Source organism: Mycobacterium sp. TH-M82, from assembly GCF_057473605.1.
In genome coordinates this window covers 1-21,562 of record NZ_JBYCKY010000480.1, presented here as the reverse complement: position 1 = coordinate 21,562, position 21,562 = coordinate 1, and the positions used below count along the sequence as shown (strand labels likewise).

General features: G+C 67.2%; 20 protein-coding genes and 1 pseudogene. 14 read left to right on the top strand and 7 right to left on the bottom strand.

Features of this window, described 5'->3' with window-relative positions; all coding sequences use genetic code 11:
* A partial coding sequence (locus AC2VON_RS14915; RefSeq protein WP_486953646.1) for an NAD(P)H-quinone dehydrogenase occupies positions 1–1,012 on the bottom strand: 1,012 nt, incomplete at its 3' end.
* Positions 1,013–1,167: 155 nt separating this feature from the next.
* Here AC2VON_RS14915 and AC2VON_RS14910 point away from each other — a divergent pair.
* Together AC2VON_RS14910 and AC2VON_RS14905 are read left to right on the top strand one after the other, a co-directional pair.
* Complete coding sequence (locus AC2VON_RS14910; RefSeq protein ID WP_486953645.1) at positions 1,168–1,659, top strand: gamma-glutamylcyclotransferase family protein; 492 nt, start codon at positions 1,168–1,170, stop codon at positions 1,657–1,659.
* A gap of 537 nt (positions 1,660–2,196) precedes the next feature.
* On the top strand, positions 2,197–3,609 hold the full coding sequence (locus AC2VON_RS14905) for a WS/DGAT/MGAT family O-acyltransferase (RefSeq protein ID WP_486953644.1): 1,413 nt from the start codon (positions 2,197–2,199) through the stop codon (positions 3,607–3,609).
* Positions 3,610–3,699: 90 nt separating this feature from the next.
* Here the strand turns inward: AC2VON_RS14905 and AC2VON_RS14900 are convergent, their stop codons facing one another.
* Positions 3,700–3,984 carry a type II toxin-antitoxin system RelE family toxin gene (locus tag AC2VON_RS14900; protein ID WP_486953643.1) on the bottom strand — a complete coding sequence of 95 codons (285 nt, stop codon included), beginning with the start codon at positions 3,982–3,984 and terminating at the stop codon, positions 3,700–3,702.
* A complete protein-coding gene (locus tag AC2VON_RS14895; RefSeq protein ID WP_486953642.1) occupies positions 3,981–4,232 on the bottom strand; it encodes a type II toxin-antitoxin system Phd/YefM family antitoxin in 252 nt (83 codons plus the stop codon). Before AC2VON_RS14895 ends, AC2VON_RS14900 begins: the two co-directional genes overlap by 4 nt.
* Before the next feature lie 135 nt (positions 4,233–4,367).
* On the opposite strand from AC2VON_RS14895, the gene AC2VON_RS14890 reads away from it, so the two are divergent.
* The 11 genes and pseudogenes from AC2VON_RS14890 to AC2VON_RS14840 all read left to right on the top strand — a co-directional run bounded on the left by AC2VON_RS14890 (position 4,368) and on the right by AC2VON_RS14840 (position 16,686).
* Positions 4,368–5,090, top strand: coding sequence for a FadR/GntR family transcriptional regulator (locus AC2VON_RS14890; RefSeq protein WP_486953641.1), 723 nt, complete (start codon positions 4,368–4,370; stop codon positions 5,088–5,090).
* Positions 5,087–5,884: an MlaE family ABC transporter permease gene (locus AC2VON_RS14885; protein WP_486953640.1), complete on the top strand. Its 798-nt coding sequence runs from the start codon at positions 5,087–5,089 to the stop codon at positions 5,882–5,884. The genes AC2VON_RS14890 and AC2VON_RS14885 overlap by 4 nt, the downstream gene beginning before the upstream one ends.
* A 2-nt stretch (positions 5,885–5,886) precedes the next feature.
* Positions 5,887–6,757 (top strand): annotated as a pseudogene (locus tag AC2VON_RS14880) (ABC transporter permease).
* A gap of 4 nt (positions 6,758–6,761) precedes the next feature.
* Positions 6,762–7,967, top strand: coding sequence for an MCE family protein (locus tag AC2VON_RS14875; protein WP_486953639.1), 1,206 nt, complete (start codon positions 6,762–6,764; stop codon positions 7,965–7,967).
* A 10-nt stretch (positions 7,968–7,977) separates the two neighbouring features.
* The gene (locus AC2VON_RS14870; protein WP_486953638.1) at positions 7,978–9,009 is read left to right on the top strand and encodes a virulence factor Mce family protein; all 1,032 of its coding nucleotides are present in this window, start codon (positions 7,978–7,980) and stop codon (positions 9,007–9,009) included.
* A complete protein-coding gene (locus tag AC2VON_RS14865; RefSeq protein ID WP_486953637.1) occupies positions 9,006–10,487 on the top strand; it encodes a virulence factor Mce family protein in 1,482 nt (493 codons plus the stop codon). The genes AC2VON_RS14870 and AC2VON_RS14865 overlap by 4 nt, the downstream gene beginning before the upstream one ends.
* 15 nt (positions 10,488–10,502) lie before the next feature.
* Complete coding sequence (locus AC2VON_RS14860; protein WP_486953636.1) at positions 10,503–12,065, top strand: virulence factor Mce family protein; 1,563 nt, start codon at positions 10,503–10,505, stop codon at positions 12,063–12,065.
* An 8-nt stretch (positions 12,066–12,073) separates the two neighbouring features.
* Positions 12,074–13,228 carry a virulence factor Mce family protein gene (locus tag AC2VON_RS14855; protein ID WP_486953635.1) on the top strand — a complete coding sequence of 385 codons (1,155 nt, stop codon included), beginning with the start codon at positions 12,074–12,076 and terminating at the stop codon, positions 13,226–13,228.
* Between the two features lie 3 nt (positions 13,229–13,231).
* On the top strand, positions 13,232–14,782 hold the full coding sequence (locus AC2VON_RS14850) for an MCE family protein (RefSeq protein WP_486953634.1): 1,551 nt from the start codon (positions 13,232–13,234) through the stop codon (positions 14,780–14,782).
* A gap of 315 nt (positions 14,783–15,097) precedes the next feature.
* Positions 15,098–15,505 carry an IS200/IS605 family transposase gene (gene tnpA, locus AC2VON_RS14845; protein ID WP_486953633.1) on the top strand — a complete coding sequence of 136 codons (408 nt, stop codon included), beginning with the start codon at positions 15,098–15,100 and terminating at the stop codon, positions 15,503–15,505.
* Positions 15,505–16,686, top strand: coding sequence for an RNA-guided endonuclease InsQ/TnpB family protein (locus AC2VON_RS14840; RefSeq protein WP_486953632.1), 1,182 nt, complete (start codon positions 15,505–15,507; stop codon positions 16,684–16,686). Before tnpA ends, AC2VON_RS14840 begins: the two co-directional genes overlap by 1 nt.
* A 32-nt stretch (positions 16,687–16,718) precedes the next feature.
* On the opposite strand, the gene AC2VON_RS14835 is transcribed toward AC2VON_RS14840, so the two are convergent.
* A complete protein-coding gene (locus AC2VON_RS14835) occupies positions 16,719–16,997 on the bottom strand; it encodes a type II toxin-antitoxin system Phd/YefM family antitoxin (protein ID WP_486953631.1) in 279 nt (92 codons plus the stop codon).
* A 209-nt stretch (positions 16,998–17,206) separates the two neighbouring features.
* On the opposite strand from AC2VON_RS14835, the gene AC2VON_RS14830 reads away from it, so the two are divergent.
* A complete protein-coding gene (locus tag AC2VON_RS14830; protein WP_486953630.1) occupies positions 17,207–18,238 on the top strand; it encodes a fused (3R)-hydroxyacyl-ACP dehydratase subunits HadA/HadB in 1,032 nt (343 codons plus the stop codon).
* 36 nt (positions 18,239–18,274) lie between these two features.
* On the opposite strand, the gene AC2VON_RS14825 is transcribed toward AC2VON_RS14830, so the two are convergent.
* The 3 genes from AC2VON_RS14825 to AC2VON_RS14815 all read right to left on the bottom strand — a co-directional run.
* Complete coding sequence (locus tag AC2VON_RS14825) at positions 18,275–18,703, bottom strand: TA system VapC family ribonuclease toxin (protein WP_486953629.1); 429 nt, start codon at positions 18,701–18,703, stop codon at positions 18,275–18,277.
* A gap of 3 nt (positions 18,704–18,706) precedes the next feature.
* On the bottom strand, positions 18,707–18,964 hold the full coding sequence (locus tag AC2VON_RS14820; protein WP_486953628.1) for a ribbon-helix-helix protein, CopG family: 258 nt from the start codon (positions 18,962–18,964) through the stop codon (positions 18,707–18,709).
* A 286-nt stretch (positions 18,965–19,250) separates the two neighbouring features.
* Positions 19,251–21,562 (bottom strand): Lhr family helicase (locus AC2VON_RS14815; protein ID WP_486953627.1); only part of this gene is annotated, 2,312 nt, incomplete at its 5' end.

Genomic DNA, 21,562 nt, shown 5'->3' with positions numbered 1-21,562 from the left:
GATACATCGCGATCCGGCCCTGCATCGCGGCGACCGACGCCAGCGGCAGCAGGCCGGTGCAGTCACCGGCGGCGTAGATCCCGGGCACCGACGTTCGGGACACCCGGTCGACTTTCAGGTAGTTGCCCTCAGCGAGGTCGATGCCCACCCGCTCCAACCCCAGGCCGGCAGTGTTGGGCACCGACCCGACAGTCATCAGCGCATGGCTGCCCTCGACGGTGCGCCCGTCGGTCATCCTGACCAGCACCCCGGTATCGGTGCGGACGACCGATTCGGCTCGGGCGTTTTTGACCAGCGTGACGCCGCGTTCGGCGAACGAGCGCTCCAACACCATCGCCGCGTCGGTGTCCTCGTGCGGTAACACCCGGTCCCGGCTGGCCACCACGGTGACCCTGACGCCAAGCTCGGTGTAGGCGTTGACGAACTCCGCACCGGTCACCCCCGAACCGACGACGACGAGGTGCTCGGGCAGTCTGTCCAGGTCGTAGAGCTGACGCCAGGTCAGGATGCGTTCGTCGTCCGGCTGCGCGTTCGGTAGCACCCGCGGGCTGGCACCCGTGGCGATCAGCACCACGTCGGCGTCGCGCACGTTGCTGGTGCCATCCGTCGCGGTCACGGTGATGCGGTGGTGGGCCAGACCGGGCGCAGGGTCGGCCAGCTCGCCCCGCCCGGCGATCACCTCCACACCGGAATCGACCAACTGGGTGGTGATGTCGGCGGACTGCGCGGCGGCCAGCGACTTGACCCGCTCGTGGATCTGTCCGAGCTCGATCTCGGCGTCGGTGAAGTGGATGTCGAACCCGAGATGCGGGGCCCGGCGCAGCTCGGTGCGCACCCCGCTGGACGCGATGAACGTCTTGGACGGTACGCAGTCGGCCAGTACGGAGGCGCCGCCGATGCCATCGGAGTCGATCAAAGTGACCCGGGCGATCGCTGTGCCGCGCGCCGCGGCCACCAGAGCCGCCTCGTAACCGGCCGGGCCGCCTCCGAGGATCACAATGCGGGTCGCCACTGCCATAACCTAGCCCGGCGCCGATGCGCGCCGCGAAGCAGCGCGAGCCGGGAAGCATCGTTGCCGCGCCCCGGCGAGGGGGCCAGCCGGGCAATCAAGCCGAGCCCAGCCGTCGGTTGCCCGCTTATCGTGCAGGCGCCGTTTAAGCTTTTCCCGTGCCGCTCTACGCCGCCTACGGATCGAACATGCATCCAGACCAGATGCTGCAGCGGGCACCGCACTCGCCGATGACCGGGACCGGTTGGCTGCACGGCTGGCGGCTCACCTTCGGCGGTGAGGACATCGGCTGGGAGGGAGCGCTGGCCACCATTGTCGAGGATCCGGGGGCGAAGGTGTTCGTGGTGCTCTACGACGTGACGCCTTCGGACGAGAAGAACCTGGACAGGTGGGAGGGCTCGGAACTCGGCATCCACAAGAAGATCCGCTGCCGGGTGGATCGGTTAACCGGGCTTTCTGCGGACACCACCCTCGATACCCTCGATCCGGTGCTCGCCTGGTTGTACGTGGTCGACGCCTGGGAGGGCGGGTTGCCGTCGGCGCGCTACCTGGGGGTGATGGCCGACGCTGCCGAAATCGCCGGCGCCCCAGCTGAATACGTCCATGACCTGCGCACCCGACCTGCCCGCAATATCGGCCCCGGGACGTAGGCGCTCTCGTTGCGACTGCTCGCGGCGTCGCCAGCTGCTCTCAACCCGGCACGACGAGCTGTAACGCTGCTCGCCGGGGACAAGGCGGGGCAGTGGACGAAGTGGTAGCGCGACAATCCCGCCCGTTAGGGGTTCGTCGCCGGGGAACTCGTCGACGAGACGGACACCCTGCTAGCCGAGGTGCATGCGCTGATGGTGCGGGTGCGGCCCGGCCAGCCGTAGGATCCGCACATACCCGCGGTTGTGACCGCGACAACGCCCGCTGTGTGGAGTAGTCTCAGTCGCAGCGGTAACACACCCCTCGAATCGCGGCCACGTTCTCTGCGGGCCTGGAGGGTGGCACTCAACTTCGCCGACCGTAACGAGGTGTGTTCGCACCGCGACCAGCGGGATTGCCGCCGACCTGGAGATCCGAGGCGAAGGCACCCTCGACGGGATCGGGGCATGGGTCGACACGATTCGCCCAGCCGGACCGGCGATTTCGCACAATCCGTGGCCGTCGTGGCCGCTCCTGCTGTGTTTGGAGTTTGTGACCTGATGTTGATTCCCATGTCCCCGACCGATTCGATGTTCCTGCTCGCCGAGTCCGAGAATTGTCAGATGCAGGTTGGCGGTCTGGCGTTGTTCACCCCGCCCGACGGCGCCTTCGCCTCGGATGTGCGCGAGATGTTCGCCGCGGCCGTCGGCCGCGACGAGGTCTCCGGCTTTTGGCGCAAGCGGGCTCGCCGGTCGCTGACGTCGCTGGGACAGTGGGGGTGGGATTCGGGCGGCGAGGTCGACCTCGACTACCACGTGCAGTATTCGGCGCTGCCGCAGCCCGCCGGGATGGCGGAGTTGTGGGCGCTGGTGTCCTGGCTGCACGCGGCCCCGTTGAACCGGGACCGCCCGCTGTGGGAGGTGCACCTGATCGAGGGTCTCGCCGACGGCCGGTACGCCGTGTACATCAAGATCCACCACGCGCTCGCCGACGGGGTCTCCGCGATGGGGATGCTGCGCGCGGCGTTGAGCCTTGACCCCGCCCGCCGCGAGGAGCCCGCGCTGTGGGAGCCGGCCGAGCCCGCCCCGAAGCCCGCACCGGCCTCGCGGCGGGGCGGTCTGGACCTGTTTGGGCTGCCGGGTTGGGCGCTGGCGACGGCCTGGGGCATGGCCCGGGAGGCCGCCGGGCTGGTGCCCGCGCTCGCCGGCACGCTCGAGCAAGCGCTGCGCCACCACGGCGGGCCGCTGTCATTGGTCGCGCCCCGCACGATGCTCAACGTGTCGATCGACGGGGCCCGGTCGTTCACCGGGTGCTCCTGGCCGTTGGAACGGCTGCGGCTGGTCGCCAAGCACAGCGACGCCACCGTCAACGACGTAGTGCTCGCCATGTGTGCCGGGGCGCTGCGCAGCTATCTGACCAGTAAGGGGGCGCTGCCGCGGGCGCCGCTGGTGGCGATGGTGCCGGTTTCGCTGCGCCGCACCCGGCCCGAAGGCGGCCGGGGCGACACCGCGGATGCGGGGAACAAGATCGCGACGTTGACGTGCGGCCTGGCTACCAACCTGGCCGACGCGGGCGAGCGGCTCGCGGCTGTGCGGGCCGGCATGCGCGAAGGCAAGGCCGCGCTGGCCTCTCGCACTCAGCTGCAGGTCCTCGCGATGAGCGCGATGGGGGCCGCACCGCTGGGGCTGGGTATGCTCTTCGGTCACCACGGGCTGCTACGCCCGCCGAACGTGATGATCTCCAACGTGTCCGGGTCCCCAGCGCCGCTGTACTGGAACGGCGCTCGCCTCGACGCCCTTTACCCGCTGTCGATCCCGGTTGCCGGGCAGGCGCTGAACATCACCTGCACCAGCACTGACGAGACGATCGCGTTTGGGCTCACCGGCTGTCGCCACGCCGTCCCCGGGCTGGGTGCGATGACGGGGCACCTCGACGACGAACTTCGCCTCCTCGAGCGGGCCGCGGGACTCTGACAACTCACACGCCGTTCATCAGCCAGGGTCGCCTGTTTTCGAAGGCCCGCAAGGGGATCGCTATCGTTGCGGTCCGCGCGCGGATCTGAGTTATCGTCGGCGGTACACCGATCCTCGATGGGAAATCCTGTGCACGATGATGATCTTGGCCGTGTCGTGGATGCTGGAGATGATCCGGTAGTCGCCTCGTCGCGCCGAGAAAAGGCCGGCGAGTTGGCCGACCAGCGCTTTGCCGAGCCGGTGCGGGTTTTCGCGGATGGGGCCGTGTAGCGCGGCCAGAGCTGCGTCGCGGATCTTCGCCGGGAGGCGGTTCAGGTGACGGAGTCCTTCAGCAGTGATACGGAGCTCGTATGGGTCCGTCGGCGCAGAACTCACGCAGACGGCAAGGGCCGCGATCTACCCTGAGCGGCCTGTTGTTGCGACCGCCTCAGCGAGGCGACGAGCTCGCGATCCCGCAGGATGTCGAGCGTCTCTTCGAGTGCGTCGAGGTCGTCGGGGCTCACCAGCACGAACGATGGCCGTCCGTTGCGCGTGACGAGGACGCGCGCATGCTCAACTTCGACGCGTTCGGCCAGTTCAGACAGGTGGGCTTTCGCCTCGGAGAAGGGCATTACTTCGGCCATAGGTCAATATCCTGACCTGTCGCCGCATGTCGCGCAAGCGAGCGGGTTCCCGCTGCGCCCGCAAGGGGATCCCCTCGGGCGAGGTTGATGGTCTGGCCACTTGACGTCCGGCCACCGAGCCATCATACTGCTGCGATGGCGCTGCAACCGGTGATTCGTCGATCGGTGACCGAAGCGGTTTTCGAGCAGATCGTCGCCGACGTGCTCAGCGGGGAGCTGCAGCCCGGTGAGGCGCTGCCCAGCGAACGCCGGCTGGCCGAGGTGCTCGGGGTGTCCCGCCCGGCTGTGCGCGAAGCACTCAAGCGGCTTTCGGCCGCCCGTCTTGTTGAGGTACGCCAAGGCGGCGTCACCACTGTGCGTGATTTCCGCAGGCATGCGGGCCTGGATCTACTGCCGCAGTTGCTGTTTCGCGATGGCAGGCTCGATGTCTCGGTCGCCCACAGCATCCTCGACGCCCGGCTGCGTAACGGCTTGAACGTCGCGGAGCTGGCGGCACAACAGCACCGGCCTGGGCTGGCTGAACTGCTCGACAAATCGCTGTGTGCGCTGGAATCCGAGGATGACCCGATCGAGTGGCAGCGCCACGCGCTCACGTTCTGGGATCACCTGGTCGACGCCGCCGGTTCTATTGTGTTCCGGTTGATGTTCAATGCATTTCGCGCGGCATATGAGCCGGCACTACCTGCTTTGGCCGCTGCGATGACCACTGAGGATAGGCGTCCGGATTCCTACCGGAAGTTGGCCGCTGCGGTCTGTGCTGGCGACGCTGGCGCCGCGAAAAAAACCGCCCAGGACTTGCTTCAAACCTCGAACGCAATGTTGACCGCCGTGCTCGACCAGGTGGGGAATCAGCGATGACCAGCCACGCCGTGCTCGCCGGTTATGTCCGTGATCAGGTCCGGCCTGGGGTGGATGCGGTTGGTGGGTTTTATCGGATGTGTGTTTTAACTGGTAGGGCGTTGTTTCGGCCGCGTTTTCAGTGGCGGGAGGCGATCGCGCAGGGTTGGTTTATCACCAGTGTGTCGTTGTTGCCGACGATCGCGGTTGCGGTGCCGTTGACGGTGCTGATCGTCTTCACGCTCAACATCATGTTGGCCGAGTTCGGTGCAGCCGACATCTCCGGTGCGGGTGCTGCGTTGGGTGCGGTCACCCAGCTGGGTCCGATGACGACGGTGCTGGTGGTGGCCGGTGCCGGGGCGACGGCTATCTGCGCTGATCTGGGTGCGCGCACCATCCGCGAGGAGATCGATGCGATGGAGGTGCTCGGTATCGACCCGATTCAGCGGCTGGTGGTGCCTCGGGTGGTGGCGGCGACCGTGGTGGGCAGTTTGCTCAACGGTGCGGTCATCACCATCGGGCTGGTGGGCGGTTTCGTGTTCGGGGTGTTCATTCAGCATGTTTCGGCTGGTGCGTATGTCAGCACGCTGACGTTGGTGACCGGCTTGCCGGAGGTGGTCATCTCGGTGGTCAAGTCGGCGACGTTCGGGTTGATCGCCGGGTTGGTGGGTTGTTATCGCGGGCTGACCACCCGGGGTGGTCCCAAGGGTGTCGGTGTGGCGGTCAACGAGACGCTGGTGTTGTGTGTGCTTGCGTTGTTCGTGGTCAACGTGGTGCTGACCACGATCGGTGTGCGGTTCGGGACGGGACGCTAACGATGGCAACCTCGGTGGTGTTGGGTGCCCGGTTCCCGCGGACGGCGGCCAACCTCGATCGCTATGTCGGCGGTGCGGCCCGGATGTTGCAGCAGACCGGGAGTTTCTCGCGGTTCACCCGGGTCAGCGTCGGGCAGATCGGGTGGGCGTTGGGCCACTACCGCAGCGAGACGCTGCGGTTGATCGCCGAGATCGGTATGGGAACCGGCGCGATGGCCGTCATCGGTGGCACGGTCGGGATCATCGGTTTGGTGACGCTGTCGGGGGGGGTCGTTGATCGCCATTCAGGGTTTTGCGTCGTTGGGCAATATCGGCGCCGAGGCGTTCACCGGGTTTTTCGCCGCGCTGGCCAACACCCGTGTCGCGGCGCCGATCGTGGCCGGTGTTGCGCTGGCGGCCACGGTCGGTGCCGGTGCCACCGCACAGTTGGGTGCGATGCGCATCAGCGAGGAGATCGACGCCCTGGAGGTGATGGGTGTTCGGTCGATCTCGTTTTTGGTGTCCACCCGCATCATCGGTGGGCTGGTGGTGATCGTGCCGTTGTATGCGCTGGCACTGGATATGGCATACACCTCCGGACAGCTCGTCACCACGGTGTTCTACGGCCAGTCCAACGGCACCTATGAGCACTACTTTCGCACCTTCCTGCGGCCCGAGGACGTCGGCTGGTCGGTGGTGCAGGTCGTCATCATGGCCGTGGTGGTGATGATCACCCACTGCTATTACGGCTACACCGCCAGCGGCGGGCCGGTCGGCGTGGGCCAGGCGGTTGGCAGGTCGATGCGGATGTCGCTGGTCTCGGTGGTGGTTGTGGTGTTGTTGGCTCAGCTGGCGCTCTACGGCGTCAACCCGAACTTCAACCTGACGGTGTAGCGCGATGCCCCCGAAACCGAACTCACGCAGGTGGCTGTATCTGGAGGGTGTGGCGCTGTTGATGCTCGGCACGTCGGTGTTGGTACTGGTGTATCTGCAGTTTCGGGGGGATTTCACGCCGAGGACCGAGTTGACGATGCTGGCGTCGCGGGCGGGTCTGGTGATGGAGACCGGCTCGAAGGTCACCTACAACGGGGTGGAAATCGGCCGGGTGGCCGACATCTCCGAGATCGAGCGGGATGGCCGGCCGGCGGCCCAGCTGATGCTGGACGTCAACCCGCGATATGTTCCCATCATCCCGGCGAACGTGGTCGCGACTATCCAGGCGGCCACCGTTTTCGGTAACAAGTATGTGTCGTTGGCTTCGCCGGAAGACCCGGTGTCGCATCATATCTCGTCTCGTGATGTGATCGATGTGCGGTCGGTGACCACCGAGTTCAACACGTTGTTCGAGTCGATCACCTCGATCGCCGAGAAAATCGACCCGGCCAAGCTGAATGCGACGTTGTCCGCAGTGGCCCAGGCGCTGGATGGGTTGGGCGGCAAGTTCGGCGAGTCGCTGGCCGACGGCAACGACATTCTGGCGCAGCTCAATCCGCGGATGGGCCAGGTCCGTTACGATCTGCGGCGGCTTGCGGATCTGGCCGACGTCTACACCGGCGCGTCACCGGATCTGTGGAACTTTCTGCACAACGCGGTGATCACCGCCCGTGCCTTCACCGACCAGCAGCACGACCTGGAAGCGGCGTTGTTGGCGGCGGTGGGTGCGGGCAACACCGGCGAAGACATCCTCGTCCGGGGCGGGCCTTTTCTGGTGCGCGGTGTAGCCGACCTGGTACCCACCGCCGAGCTGCTCGACACCTACAGCCCCGAACTATTCTGCTCGATCCGCAACCTTCACGACCTCGCCCCTAAGGTCGCCAAAGCTATTGGCGGCAACGGCTATTCCCTGGCTGGTGTCGGTACGGTCCTGGCCGCTCCCAACCCCTATATCTATCCGGACAATCTGCCCCGGATGAACATTCGTGGTGGGCCCGGGGGCGCGCCGGGTTGCTGGCAGGCCATCACCCGGGATTTGTGGCCGGCGCCCTATCTGGTGATGGACGACGGCGCAAGTGTGGCTCCCTATAACCACTTCGAGATCGGCCAGCCGATGTTCACCGAGTACGTCTGGGGCCGCCAATTCGGGGAGTACTCGATCAACCCATGACGAGGAATCCATGAAAACCACCGGCACAGCTGTCAAACTCGGCACCGTCTGGTTGGTGCTGCTGGTGTTCACCGTGGCGATCATCGTGGTCTTCGGCCAGGTGCGCTTCGACCGCACCGCGCGGTATTCCGCGGTGTTCACCGATGCCGGCGGGCTACGGGCCGGGCAGTTCGTGCGGGCATCCGGGGTGGAGGTCGGCAAGGTCGCCACGGTGAGGCTGATCGACGCCGACACCCGGGTGCGAGTCGACTTCGACGTGGACCGCTCGCTGCCGCTGGATCAGGCGACCACGGCGTCGATCCGCTATCTCAACCTGATCGGCGAGCGCTACCTGGAACTCAAACACGGCGACAGCAATGCGCCACTGGCCCCAGGTGGGACCATCGGGATCGGCCGGACGCAGCCTGCGCTGGACCTCGACGCGTTGATCGGCGGATTCCGCCCGCTGTTCAAGACGCTGGACCCGGACAAGGTCAATGCCATCGCCTCGTCGATCATCACCGTCTTCCAGGGCCAGGGCGCCACCATCAACGACATCCTCGACCAGACCGCCGCCGTCACCGCTACATTGGCCGACCGTGACCAGGCGATAGGCGAGGTGATCCGCAACCTCAATACGGTGCTGGCCACCACCGTCAAACATCAAAAGCAGTTCGACCAAACCGTCAACAACGTCGAGGTACTGATCACCGGCCTGAAGGACCGGGCTGACCCACTGGCCACCGCGGTCGCACATATCAGCACCGCCGCCGGAACCCTGGCCGACCTGCTGAGTGAGAACCGGCCACTGCTGCACAGCACCGTCGGACACCTCGACGCCATCCAGCAGACACTCATCGATGACCTGCCAAATGTCGATGACGTGATCGCGAAACTGCCGAATGCTTATCGAACCATCGGCCGTACCGCTGGTATCTACGGCGACTTCTTCAACTTCTACCTGTGCGACATCTCGCTCAAGATGAACGGATTACAGCCCGGCGGCCCGGTACGCACCGTCAGGCTCTTCCAGCAGCCGACCGGCAGGTGCACGCCGCAATGAGAGCGCTGACCGAATTCAACCGCGGCCGTGTCGGGCTGATGGGTGTGGTGGTCACACTGCTCGTCGTCGGGGTAGGGCAGAGCATCACCAGCGTCCCGATGCTGTTCGCCACGCCCACCTACTATGCGCAGTTCGCCGACACCGGCGGCATAGATGTCGGCGACAAGGTGGAGATCGCCGGAGTGAACGTCGGTCTGGTGCGTTCGCTGGCGATCAGCGGCGCTCACGTGCAAGTCGGATTCTCACTGACCGGCAAGACCATCGGCACCCAAAGCCGCGCCGCGATTCGCACCGACACCATTCTCGGCCGCAAGAACATGGCGATCGAACCCCGAGGGTCAGATCCGCTGCGGGCCATGGGTGTCTTGCCGTCGGGCCAGACCACCACGCCCTACCAGATCTATGACGCGTTCTTCGACGTCACCAAGGCCGCCACGGGCTGGGACATCGACACCGTCAAGCGCTCACTGAACGTGCTGTCGGAGACTCTCGATCAGACCGCCCCGCACCTGAGCGCCGCTTTGAACGGCGTGTCCAGGTTCTCCGACACCCTCGGCCGCCGTGACGGGCAGATCAAACAGCTGTTGGCCAACGCCAACAAGGTCGCACGCGTGTTCGGCGACCGCAGCGATCAGATCAACACGCTGCTGGTCAACGCCAACATCCTGCTGGGTGCGTTCAAGCAACGCAGCCAGGAGATGAGCGTGCTGCTGCACAACGTGTCGGCGGCGTCCACCCAGGTATCCGGCCTGATCAAGGACAACCCGAACCTGCATCATGTGTTGGATCAGTTGAACACGGTCAGCGGCGAGCTGGTCAAACGCAAGAGCGAACTGGCCGATGTGCTGGTGCTCCTCAGCAGATACACCGCGTCTCTGACCGAGGCCGTCGCTTCCGGGCCCTACTTCAAGGCAATCGCGGTGAACCTGCTGCCGTATCAGATCCTGCAGCCGTGGGTGGACGCGGCGTTCAAGAAACGGGGAATCGACCCCGAGGAGTTCTGGCGCAACGCCGGGTTGCCCACGTTCCGCTACCCCGACCCGAACGGCACCCGCCGGTCCAACGGCGCGCCGCCGCCGGCACCGCCGCTGTCCGAGGGCACCCCGGAGCACCCGGGGCCGGCGGTGGTGCCCGGTACGCCGTGCTCGTACGCCCCGCCGGCCGGTGTGTTCCCGACTCCCGGAAACCCGTTGCCGTGCGCCGATCTCGATCAGAGCGTGGGTCCGTTCGGAGCCAACGGGCCGTACCCGCAGGCCCTGCCGGACGTGCTGACACCACCGCCCAACCCGGACGGTCCGCCGGCCACACCGGGACTTCCGGTGAGCGGTCGACCGGGCCAGATCCCGCCGAGTGTTGCGGGTACCCCGGTGCCGCTGCCGACCGACGCGCCGCCGGGGGCACGCACCGAGCCGCTGGGGCCGGTGGCCGGGCCGGCACCGGGGAACTCCGGCGGAGGGGGAGGAAGCCTTGATAGTTAGGGAGGGCCGCCAGAAGTGAGCACCATCTTCGATATTCACAACCTTCGGTTGCCGAAGCTGCCCGGCAGAACATGGCTGATCGGATCGCTGGTGGCGGCTTTGGCCTTCGCACTGGCCGCTGTCATGGTTGGCGCGGGAGCGCAGTTGTACAAAAAGCTGACCACCACCAGCGTTGTCGCGTATTTTCCGGAGGCACCCGGGCTGTATCCCGGCGACAAGGTGCAGATCATGGGTGTGCGGGTGGGCGCTATCGACAAGATCGAACCAGCCGGCGACAAAATGCGGATCACGTTGCACTACAACAACAAATACAAAGTGCCCGCCCAGGCGAACGCGTCGGTGCTCAACCCCAGCCTGGTCGCGTCACGCACTATCGCGCTGTCACCGTCCTACACCGGCGGTCCGGTGCTGGCCGACGGTGCGGTGATTCCGGTCGAGCGCACGCAGGTGCCGGTCGAGTGGGACGAGCTGCGCGAGTCCATCAACGGGATACTGCTGGACCTGGGCCCGACACAGCAACAGCCGAAGGGGCCGTTCGGCGACCTCGTCGAGTCGGCGGCCGACAGCCTGGCCGGCAAGGGCAGACAGGTCAACGAAACGCTGACCAGTTTGTCGCAAGCACTGACCGCACTCAACGAGGGCCGCGGGGACTTCGTCGCGATCACCCGAAGCCTCGCGCAGTTCGTCAGCGCGCTCTACCAGAACAACCAACAGTTCACCGCAATCAACAACAACCTGGCGCAGTTCACCGACTGGTTCACCCAATCCGACCATGCCTTGTCCGACGCGGTCCAGCGGGTCGACGAAGCGCTCGTCACCGCCCGAAAATTCGTCAATGACAACGGGCCGATGCTGGCGCGCGACGTGGGCAACCTCGCCGAGGCGACCACCACGCTGCTGCAACCGGAGCCGCGCGACGGCCTGGAGACCGCGCTGCACCTCCTGCCCACCTATGCGGGCAACTTCAACAACATCTACCAGCCGGTGCACGGCGCTCTGATCGGCATGGGCGTGTTCCCGAACTTCGCCAATCCCTTGCAGGGCATCTGCAGCGCCATCCAGGCCGGCAGCCGGCTGGGCTATCAGGACTCGGCCGAACTGTGCGCGGAATACCTGGCGCCGGTGCTCGACGCCGTCAAGTTCAATTACCTGCCGTTCGGTGTGAACATCTGGAGCACGGCTGAAACCTTGCCGAAGGAGGTGGCCTACTCCGAACAGCGGCTGCGCCCGCCGCCGGGGTACAAGGACACCACCGTCCCGGGGATCTTCTCGCGCGACACCCCGTTTTCGCATCGCAACTCCGAGCCGGGCTGGATCGTCGCACCCGGGATGCAGGGCACGCAGGTTCAACCGTTCACCGCGAACATGCTGACCCCGGAATCGCTGGCCGAGCTGATGGGCGGACCGGACATCGCGCCCCCGCCGGCGGGCACCAACCTGCCCGGGTCGCCGGATGCCTACGACGAGTCAAGCCCCTCGCCGCCACTCTGGTATCCGCAGCCGGGGCCGCCACCTGCGCCGGCGCCGGGCGTTATTCCCGGACCGGCACCCGCCGCGCAGACCGGGCCCCGCCCGTGAGGCACGCGATGGCCCGACTCAGCGTCGGCATCGGTCGCCGGGTGCTGGTGTTGCTGGCCTTTTTCCTGGCCCCGATGGTGTTGAGCTCGTGTAGCTGGCGCGGCATCGCCAACGTGCCGCTGCCCGTCGGCCAGGGCACCGGCCCCCAGCACTTGACGATCTACGTGCAGGTACCCGACACGTTGGCCCTGAACACCAACAGCCGGGTGCGGGTCGCCGACGTCTGGGTCGGCATGGTGCGCGACATCAGCCTGAAGAACTGGATCGCCACCCTGACGCTGGACCTCGATCCGGCGGTGCAGCTGCCGGCGAATGCGACCGCGCGAATCGGCCAGACCAGCCTGCTGGGCACCCAGCACGTCGAGCTGGGCGCCCCACCGAACCCGTCGCCGCGGCCGCTGAAAAGCGGTGACACCATTGGCCTGAAGAACTCCTCGGCCTACCCCACCGTCGAACGGACATTGGCCAGCATCGCGGTCATCCTCAACGGTGGCGGCTTCCCCAATCTCGAGGTGATCCAGACCCAGATCTTCAACGCCCTGGACGGCCACGTCGATCAGATTCGCGAATTCCTCACCAGGCTGGACACGTTCACCGCCGAACTGGGCCGCCAACGTGACGACCTGACCCGCGCCATCGACTCGACGAACCAACTCCTGTCCATCGCCGCCAGCCGCAACGACACGCTGGACCGGGTGCTCACCGAGATCCCGCCGCTGATCCGTCATTTCGCCGACACCCGCGATCTGTTCGCCGACGCCACGCAGTCCTTGGGGCGGTTCAGCGACGTCGCCAACCGGACCCTCTCGGATACCGGGACCAACCTGCATCACGACCTGCAGTCGCTGCAGCGACCGCTGAAGCAGCTCGGCCGGGCCGTGCCATATCTGCCTGACGCGCTGAGGCTGATCCTCACCGCGCCGTTCGACATCGACCACGTGGACAAGGTGATCCGTGGCGACTATGTCAACGTGTCAGCCACAGCCGACCTGACGTTTTCCACCCTGGACAACGCTCTGCTGAGCGGAACGGGAGTCTCGGGGATGATGCGGGCGCTCGAGCAGTCCTGGGGACGCGATCCGCGCACCATGATCCCGGACGTCCGGTTCACGCCGAACCCGAACGACGCGCCGGGCGGCCCACTGGTCGAAAGGGGTGAGTAGAACATGCTGACCCGCCTGGTCAAAATCCAGCTGGTGTTGTTGACGGTGTTCGCGATCCTCGCCGTGGCGGTCCTGGGCGGCTACTTCCTGCGGATCCCCAGCCTGGTGGGCATCGGCCGATACACCCTCTACGCCGATCTGCCCGCATCCGGAGGCCTGTATCGCACAGCGAACGTCACCTACCGGGGTATCACCATCGGCAAGGTCACCGCCGTCGAACCGACCGAGCAGGGCGCGCGGGCGGAGATGAGCCTCGACACCGGCTACCGCATCCCGGTTGACGCCTCGGCCAATGTGCACTCGGTGTCGGCGGCCGGCGAACAGTACCTCGACCTGGTTTCGGCCCGCAGCAGCGGCCCGTTCTTCGACAACGGGCAGACGATCACCAAGAGCACGGTGCCCGCCCAGATCGGCCCGGCGCTGGATGCCGCCAACCGGGGTATAGCGGCGCTGCCCGAAGACAAGATCGCAGCAGTGCTCGACGAGACGTCACAGGCCGTCGGCGGGCTGGGGCCCCCCCTTCGGCGCCTGGTCGACGCCACCACCGCGATCGCCCACGACTTCAAGGGCAACATCAACGACATCAACGACATCATCGAGCATTCGGCGCCCATCATCGACAGCCAGGTCAATTCAGGCGACGAGATCGGGCGCTGGGCCGCCAACCTCAATGGGCTGGCCGCGCAGACCGCTGAGCAGGACCAGGCGTTGCGCAGTGTGCTGGCTAACGTGGCGCCAACGGCAGATCGGGTCAATGCGACGCTGGCCGCCGTGCGTGACTCGTTGCCGCAGACGCTGGCCAATGTCGAGGTCGTGGCGGACATGCTCAAGCGCTATCACCACGGCGTCGAGGGGCTGCTGGTGTTCTTGCCGCAGGTGGTTGCGGAGTCGCAGGCGGCGGTCTCTGCTTACCCCGACCACGTGTCAGTGGACGTCGCGTTTTCGATCAACCAGCCGCCACCGTGCCTGACCGGCTTCCTGCCGGCGTCGCAGTGGCGCTCACCGGCGGACACCAGCACCGCTCCGCTGCCGGCCGGCACCTACTGCAAGATCCCGCAGGACACCTACACGAACGTGGTGCGCGGTGCCCGTAACAACCCGTGCGTGGATGTGCCCGGCAAGCGGGCGGCCACCCCGCGGGAGTGCCGCAGCGACAAACCCTATGTGCCGTTGGGCACCAACCCGTGGTACGGAGACCCGAATCAGATCCGCAACTGCCCCGCGCCGGGTGCGCGTTGCGACCAGCCGGTCGACCCGGGCCGGGTGATCCCCGCGCCGTCCATCAACACCAATCTCAACCCGCTGCCCGCGGATCAGCTGCCGGGCACACCGCCCCCGGTCAGCGATCCGCTGCAGCGGCCGGGTTCGGGCACCGTCGAATGCAACGGGCAACAACCCAACCCGTGCGTCTACGTCCCGGCCGCGTCACCCAGCGCGATTTACGACGTGCAGAGCGGTGTCGTCGTCGGACCCGACGGACAGCGGTTTTCGGTTGCGAATTCGGACAACATCGGCGACGACGGCTGGAAGCAGATGCTCGCGCCGGCCGGCTGATCCGACGGGATCGAGACGGCGGGCGTTTCCGCAGCCCGGATGTCTCGATCGCTTGCCCGCTACGGTGAGTTTCGAGGCCGACAGCGCCAGAGGAGCCAACTGCCAGGTGACCGAGTACACGATTCCGATGCGCCGAGGGTAAGCATGCATCGCGTTGGCGACCCGCCAGGGTTGGGATATCGACACGCTCCTGAGGTAGATGGCCGCCATCAGTGCGCCCCGAGGGGACCGGCGGCTTTAGCCGTCGGGGGAATCGGGGCTGGTGACCCGCGTGGTGCGGTGAGTTTGTCGGTGTCGTTTCATAAGGTGCGTGGCATGTCGGAGCGCCGGTTTCGCCGGACGCCGGGAGGGGTGTGTTCGCTGGGGCTGCACCTGGTGTGGTGCCCGAAGTACCGGCGTCGGATTCTGGGCGGGCGGGTAGCCCGCCGCTGCGGGGAGCTGCTGGGCCAGGTCGCCGGCGAGCATGGTTGGGAGATCGTGGCGAGCGAGGTCATGCCCGATCACGTGCACCTGTTCGTTCGGGTCGGCCCGGCCGACGCGCCAGCGTCGGTGGTGCGGGCGTTCAAGGGCCGCACCGCGCGGGTGCTGCGGCAAGAGTTTCCGTACCTGCGGCGGTTCGCGAAGGTGTTGTGGTCGCCGTCGTATTTCGTCGCATCGGTCGGGTATGTGTCGGCGCCGACGGTGCGTCGCTACATCGAACACCAATGGGACGCGGTGGCCTGATGCGGCGCGCCTACGTGTTCCGGTTGCGCCCGACCGCACGCCAGCAGGTCGCGTTGGCGGCGTGTCTGGATGCGCACCGCGAGCTCTACAACGCCGCCTTGCAGGAGCGTCGGGATGCCTGGTCGCACAGCAAGGCCCGCATCTACTACGGGGACCAGTCAGCGCAGCTGACGGAGATCCGCGCGGTGCGCCCGGATCAGGCGGTGTGGTCGTTTTCCAGCCAGCAGGCCACGCTGCGCCGCCTGAACGAGGCGTTCGACGGATTTTTCCGCCGTGTCAAACGCGGCGACAAGCCAGGCTATCCGCGGTTCAAGGGAAAGCATCGGTTCGACAGTGTGAAGTGGCCCAAAGATGGTGACGGTGCACGCTGGCTACCCGAGACCAAGCGGGTGTATCTGCAAGGTATCGGCCAGGTGAAGGTGCATCTGCACCGCCAGGTGCAGGGCCGGGTGAAAGCGATCCAGATCAAACGGCAGGGGCGCCGCTGGATGCTGGTGCTCTCGTGTGACGAGGTGCCGGCCAATCCGCTGCCGGCCACGGGCGCTCAGGCCGGGATCGACGTCGGGGTGGTGACCTATGCGACGCTCTCTGATGGCACCGAGGTCGCCAATCCGCGGTGGGCACGTCAAGAGGCCGCCCGGCTGGAGGCGGCTCAGCACCGATTGCAGCGCGCAAGGCGGGGCTCCAATAACCGGGCCGCTCGCCGGGAGACGGTGGCCGCGAGGCACCGCAAGATCGCTAACCGGCGTAAAGACTTTCACCACAAACGGGCCCGCGAACTCGTCGCCCGCTACGACCTACTGGCGGTGGAGGGCCTCACGATCTCGAACATGGTTCGCCGGGCCAAACCTAAACCTGACCCGGGCAACCCCGGGCAGTTCCTCCCCAACGGTGCCCGGGCGAAGTCCGGGCTCAACAGAAGCATCAGTGACGCTGGCTGGGGCCAGTTCATCTCGATACTGCGCGCCAAAGCGGAAGACGCTGGGCGCACCTGGATCGAGGTCAACCCCCGGCACACCTCCGACAGGTGCGAGTGCTGCGGTCACGCAGCACCCGAGAATCGCGTCAGCCAAGCGGAATTCGTCTGCCAACGTTGCGGTCACACCGCGCCGGCAGATGCACATGCCGCACGCAACATACTCAGGGCTGGACTGGCCCTACACGCCGCAACCGCGGCGTAAAAGAAGCCGGTCGCTTCCAGCGGCCGGAGAAGTCACCAACGCTCGTGCTCACGTAGCCGAGCAAGCGTCACCGACGGCAGCTCGACGCCCGGTTCGAGTTTGAGTGGTTCGGGCAGATCGTTGAAATCGATCGTCGCACGCTCGATTTCGCCGCTTGCCAGCATCTGCTGGTATGGACCGCCCTTCGGCATCGGCGAGAGTACGGCGACGGGCCGACCGCGGTCGGTGATCTCAATCGTCTCGCCGGCCTCGACGCGCCGAAGGAGTTCGCTGGCTCGCTGTCGCAGCTCCCGCACACCCACCGACGCCATGTGCTAACAGTAGCGCTTCAGGCGGCAGGTCATGGCGATCCCGGCTGCAGGCGACTTCGCCGACCTGCTCGACACGCTGCCCACACGCTGGCCTATCTGGGGCAGAGCCTGCTCTGCTGGGTCACCAAGATGGATCGCGAAGGTGCCTGAGCGCTAGTGTGCACTGGTCGGTCTCACCGAAGAAGCCGATAGAACGGTTGAGTGAATTCATGACCGCAGCAACAGCGGCGTCGGCGATCGAATCGCGGGTCGGCCACTACTACCAGGCGGACGACACCTACCGGGTCGGTCGCGAGAAGGTGCGCGAGTACGCCCGCGCCGTGCAGGACTATCACCCAGCGCACTGGGATGTCGCCGCCGCCGCGGAGTTGGGCTACCCGAACGTGGTTGCCCCGCTGACGTTCACGTCGGTCCCGGCCATGGCGACCAATCGGCGCATGTTCGAATCGGTGGTCGTCGGTTACGACACCTACGTGCAGACCGAGGAGGTCTTCGAGCAGCACCGCCCGATCGTGGCCGGCGACGAATTGCTCACCGATGTCGAACTGTCGTCGGTGCGCAGGATCGCCGGCAGGGACCTGATCACCGTGACCAACACCTTCACCGACACCGCCGGCGAGCGGGTGCACACCCTGCACACCACGGTCGTCGGCGTCACCGCCGACGAGGTCGATGCGGGGATCAGGGCGGCCGTGCAGAACGTGATGATGCACGACGTGAACATCCTCGGAATCGACCAGTCCGCCGCCGGCTACCAGAAGACGGTGCGCCCCGAGGGCAAGGTGCGGATCGCCGGAGCGGGAATGACCCGCACGCCGGGGACACCGTCCTTCGATGATCTGGAGGCCGGCGACGAGCTACCGGTGCACCAAGCCCGACTGTCCCGCGGCGACCTGGTGAACTATGCCGGTGTGGCCGGCGACGCCAACCCGATTCACTGGGACGAGGGCCTCGCCAAGCTGGCCGGGCTGCATGACGTGATCGCTCACGGAATGCTCACCATGGGATTGGGCGCCGGATTCGTCTCCGCATGGTCGGGCGACCCCGGTGCCGTCACCCGCTACGCAGTGCGGCTGTCCCAGCCCGCGATCGTGTCGGCCGCCGAGGGCGGCGACATCGAGTTCAGCGGCCGGCTCAAGTCGTTGGACCCGGCGACCCGCAGCGGTGTCGTCGTCGTCGCGGCGAAGTCCGGCGGCCGGAAGATCTTCGGCCTGGCGACGTCGAACATCCGCTTCCGCTGACGCATCAAGCTCTTCCTGGAAGAACGCGGTCTGTATTCAGACACCCGGGCGCAGATGGCGCACGGACGCGAACCGGGCGAAATCCCGGTCGAGAGTGACGACCTCACAGTGATGTTCGACGGCGATGGCCGCTATTACAGCGTCGGGGATCAGGTCGCCGGACGCGTCGGCCTCGTCGCAGATTTCGCGCAGCAGCGCGAGGTGCCGCGGGCCGGGACTCGTCGAGAGATGGTGAGGTTGGGCGTTGGTTGCCTCGATGAACCCGAACGCCTCGGTTCGCGGTGAGGGAACCTCGAAGATCCGTCGATTCGTCGCCAGCCGAAGAAACGACGCCCACACAATGTTCGGCACCGTGAACGGGTCGTCGCAGGCAAGCAGTTGGTCGAACCAACGGCGAACGCTGCGGTGATGCGGGTGGTCAGCGTGGTGCGCCGCCAGTACCACGTTGACGTCGAGAAGAAACACTGCTCACCTACGTGAGTTCAGGTCCAGGCCCTCGTCGAGAACCTCGTACAACACCCGGTTAGACGTCAGGTCGAGCCCCGGCCGGATGCCGCCGCCGCCACGGAATACCGGAACCTTCGGCCGAGGGCTCCGGTCGCGGACCGCAGCAAGTTCTCGGCGAAGGGCGTCCTCGATTACTGCGCCCAGCGATTGACCCCGCTCGCGGGCCCGACGCTTAGCGGCCGCGAGCAGTTCATCGGAGATCGACACAGTGGTGCGCATGATGACGATAATACCGCATCACAAGCATCACCGGCGGTCGCAGCGACCTCCCACGCGGGAGGCGCCCCACGGAGGTGCAGGACGGCCGCTCATTGCCAGGTTTCGCCGCCCGAACGGCTATCAGGCGAGCGTCTCCGGCGGAGAAGTTGTCTCCGCGCCCGATGCTCCCGAACTGGCCATCGGATCAGACGGCGGCACCGACACCATCACCGCCACCCTGGGCCCCAAGGCCGGGTCGTTAATTTAAAGTCGCAGGGCTACGCCGAGCCCGGTGTGGGACATCTGCCTACCGCAACCGCAATCCGCGGGGCGTGCGGGCGAACCCGGCATCGCTCAACGCGGCCAGCGTCGGCGAATCCCGGATCTGCAGCACCGGCACCCCGTCCACCCGCTCGACGGTAAGCCCGTCGACCCGTCGGGCGGCCACCACGTCGGCCAGCGCGACCGCGGCGGCATGCTGCGCTTCGGCGTCGTCGGCGAAGTTGCGCAGTGATCGTCCGCCGCGCTCGACGAACCAGGCCAGCGCCCCGTCCACCAGCACCACCAGCGCCCCGGCCTTGCGGCCAGGTCGGGCGGCGCCCGCACCGGCCGGCCAGGGCAGCGCTGCGCCGTACGGGTTGGCCGGATCGGTGGCGGCCAGCACCACGGCGTGGTAGTCGGGCCGGTGCGGGTCGACACCGTCGAGGTAGCCGCGCAGCCGGTCGACCGCCGACGCGAAGGCGAACTGTGCCCCGCCCAGCGACTCGACGAAATAGCCGCGCTGGCACCGTCCGGCATCCTCGAATGCGGTCAGGACCTTGTACAGCATTGCGAATCCGCCGGGCACACCCTCGGCGGCCACCGCCCCCTTGGTCAGCACACCGTGGCGGTGCAGCAGCAACTCGGCTTGATGATGTGCCCGTACGGTGGAATCGGGTTGCGGGGCCGGCAGCGCCGACCAGCGGCCGGCCACGGCCGCATCGGCGGCACGGGCAGCGGGGTGCGCCACGCTGTAGCGGCTCAGCCGTGGCGGGCGCCGCTGCCGGTGCGCGGGCGGCGAGCGCCTGCGGAAACCGTGGCCGCCGGCGAGGGCGGCCCGCACCGGTGCAAAGGTGTCTCCGGTGATCCAGCCGGCCCAGATCAGTTCCCACAGAGCGGCTTTGAGTGCCACGTCAGCGATCCCGTCGCGGGCCAGCTGGCGGAAGAAGAACGCACCGCCGCCGCCCAGGGTGTCCAGGATCGCACGGTGCGCGTCGCCGAATTCGATTGCAGCACCGGCGGCCAGCGTCAACGGCGCGGAATCCGCGGCATGGAACGCGATCCAGCCGTCAGCACCCGAGATCGTGCCGGCACCTGACCAGAACACCTCCCCGGAGGCCAGCAGCTCGTCCAGCATCGCGGGGCAGTAGTCGCGCACCCGCGAGGCCAGCACCAGCGGTTCGACCGCCGAGGCCGGCAGCGGCACCCCGGCGAGCTGGTCTAACACACCGGCCAGCCCGTCCGGGCCGGACACGGCGTCCACACCGATTTGCTGCCAGGCCGGCAGGAACCGTCCGTAGGCTGCGGTGGAGACCGGTTCGATCTGGGCCCGCAACGCGGCCAGCGACCGGCGCCGCAGAATCCGCAGCACGTCGGCGTCGCACCACTGCTCACCGGAGCTTCCGGGTTTCGCCGGGATGTCCGCGAACTCACCGCGCACCAGCCGCCGGTCGGCCGCCAACCGGCCCAGCACGTCGGCCGCCACCCGCTGTCCCAGGCCGAAACGGGCCGCGGCCTGGCCGGTGGTGAACGGCCCACGGGTGCGCGCGAAACGCCCCAGCAACTCGCCCAGCGGGTCGGCGACTGGCTCGGTGAAGCCGGCCGGCACCCCGACCGGCACCGCCACCCCGACGCCGTCGCGTAGCCGGCCGATGTCCTCGATCGCCACCCACCAGCTGTGTCCGGCGAACGACACCGCCAGCAGCCGTTTGGCGGCGAGCAGATCCTCGAGCCAGCCGCCCACTTCGGCGCCGCCGGCCCGGGCGGCCACCTCGTCGGTGGTCAGCGGGCCCAGCAGGCGCAGCAGGTCGGCCACACCCTCGGCGTCACGGGCGGTCCTCTCGGGAGTCAGGTGCTGCAGCTGGGCGGCGACGGCGGCGATGATCTCGGGGTCGAGCAACTCACGCAGCTCGACGCGGCCGAGCAACTCGGCCAGCAGGCCGGCGTCCAGTGACAACGCCGCCGCGCGGCGCTCGGCGCTCGGGCGATCGCCCTCGTACATGAACGCCCCGACATAGCCGAACAGCAGCGAGGCCGCGAACGGCGACGGGGTTGCCGTCTCCACCTCGACGACCCGGACCCGGCGCTGCGCGATCGCCGACATCAACCCGGTCAGGGCCGGCACGTCGTAGACATCCTGCAGGCATTCCCGCACGGTCTCTAACACCACCGGAAAGTCCGGATACTTGCGTGCCACGTCGAGCAGCTGGGCGGCGCGCTGGCGTTGCTGCCACAGCGGCGACCGGCGGCCCGGGTGTCGCCGTGGCAGCAGCAGCGCGCGGGCCGCGCACTCCCGGAACCGGGCGGCGAACAGCGCCGAGCCGCCGACCTCGGCGGTGACGATCGGCTCGACCTCGTCGG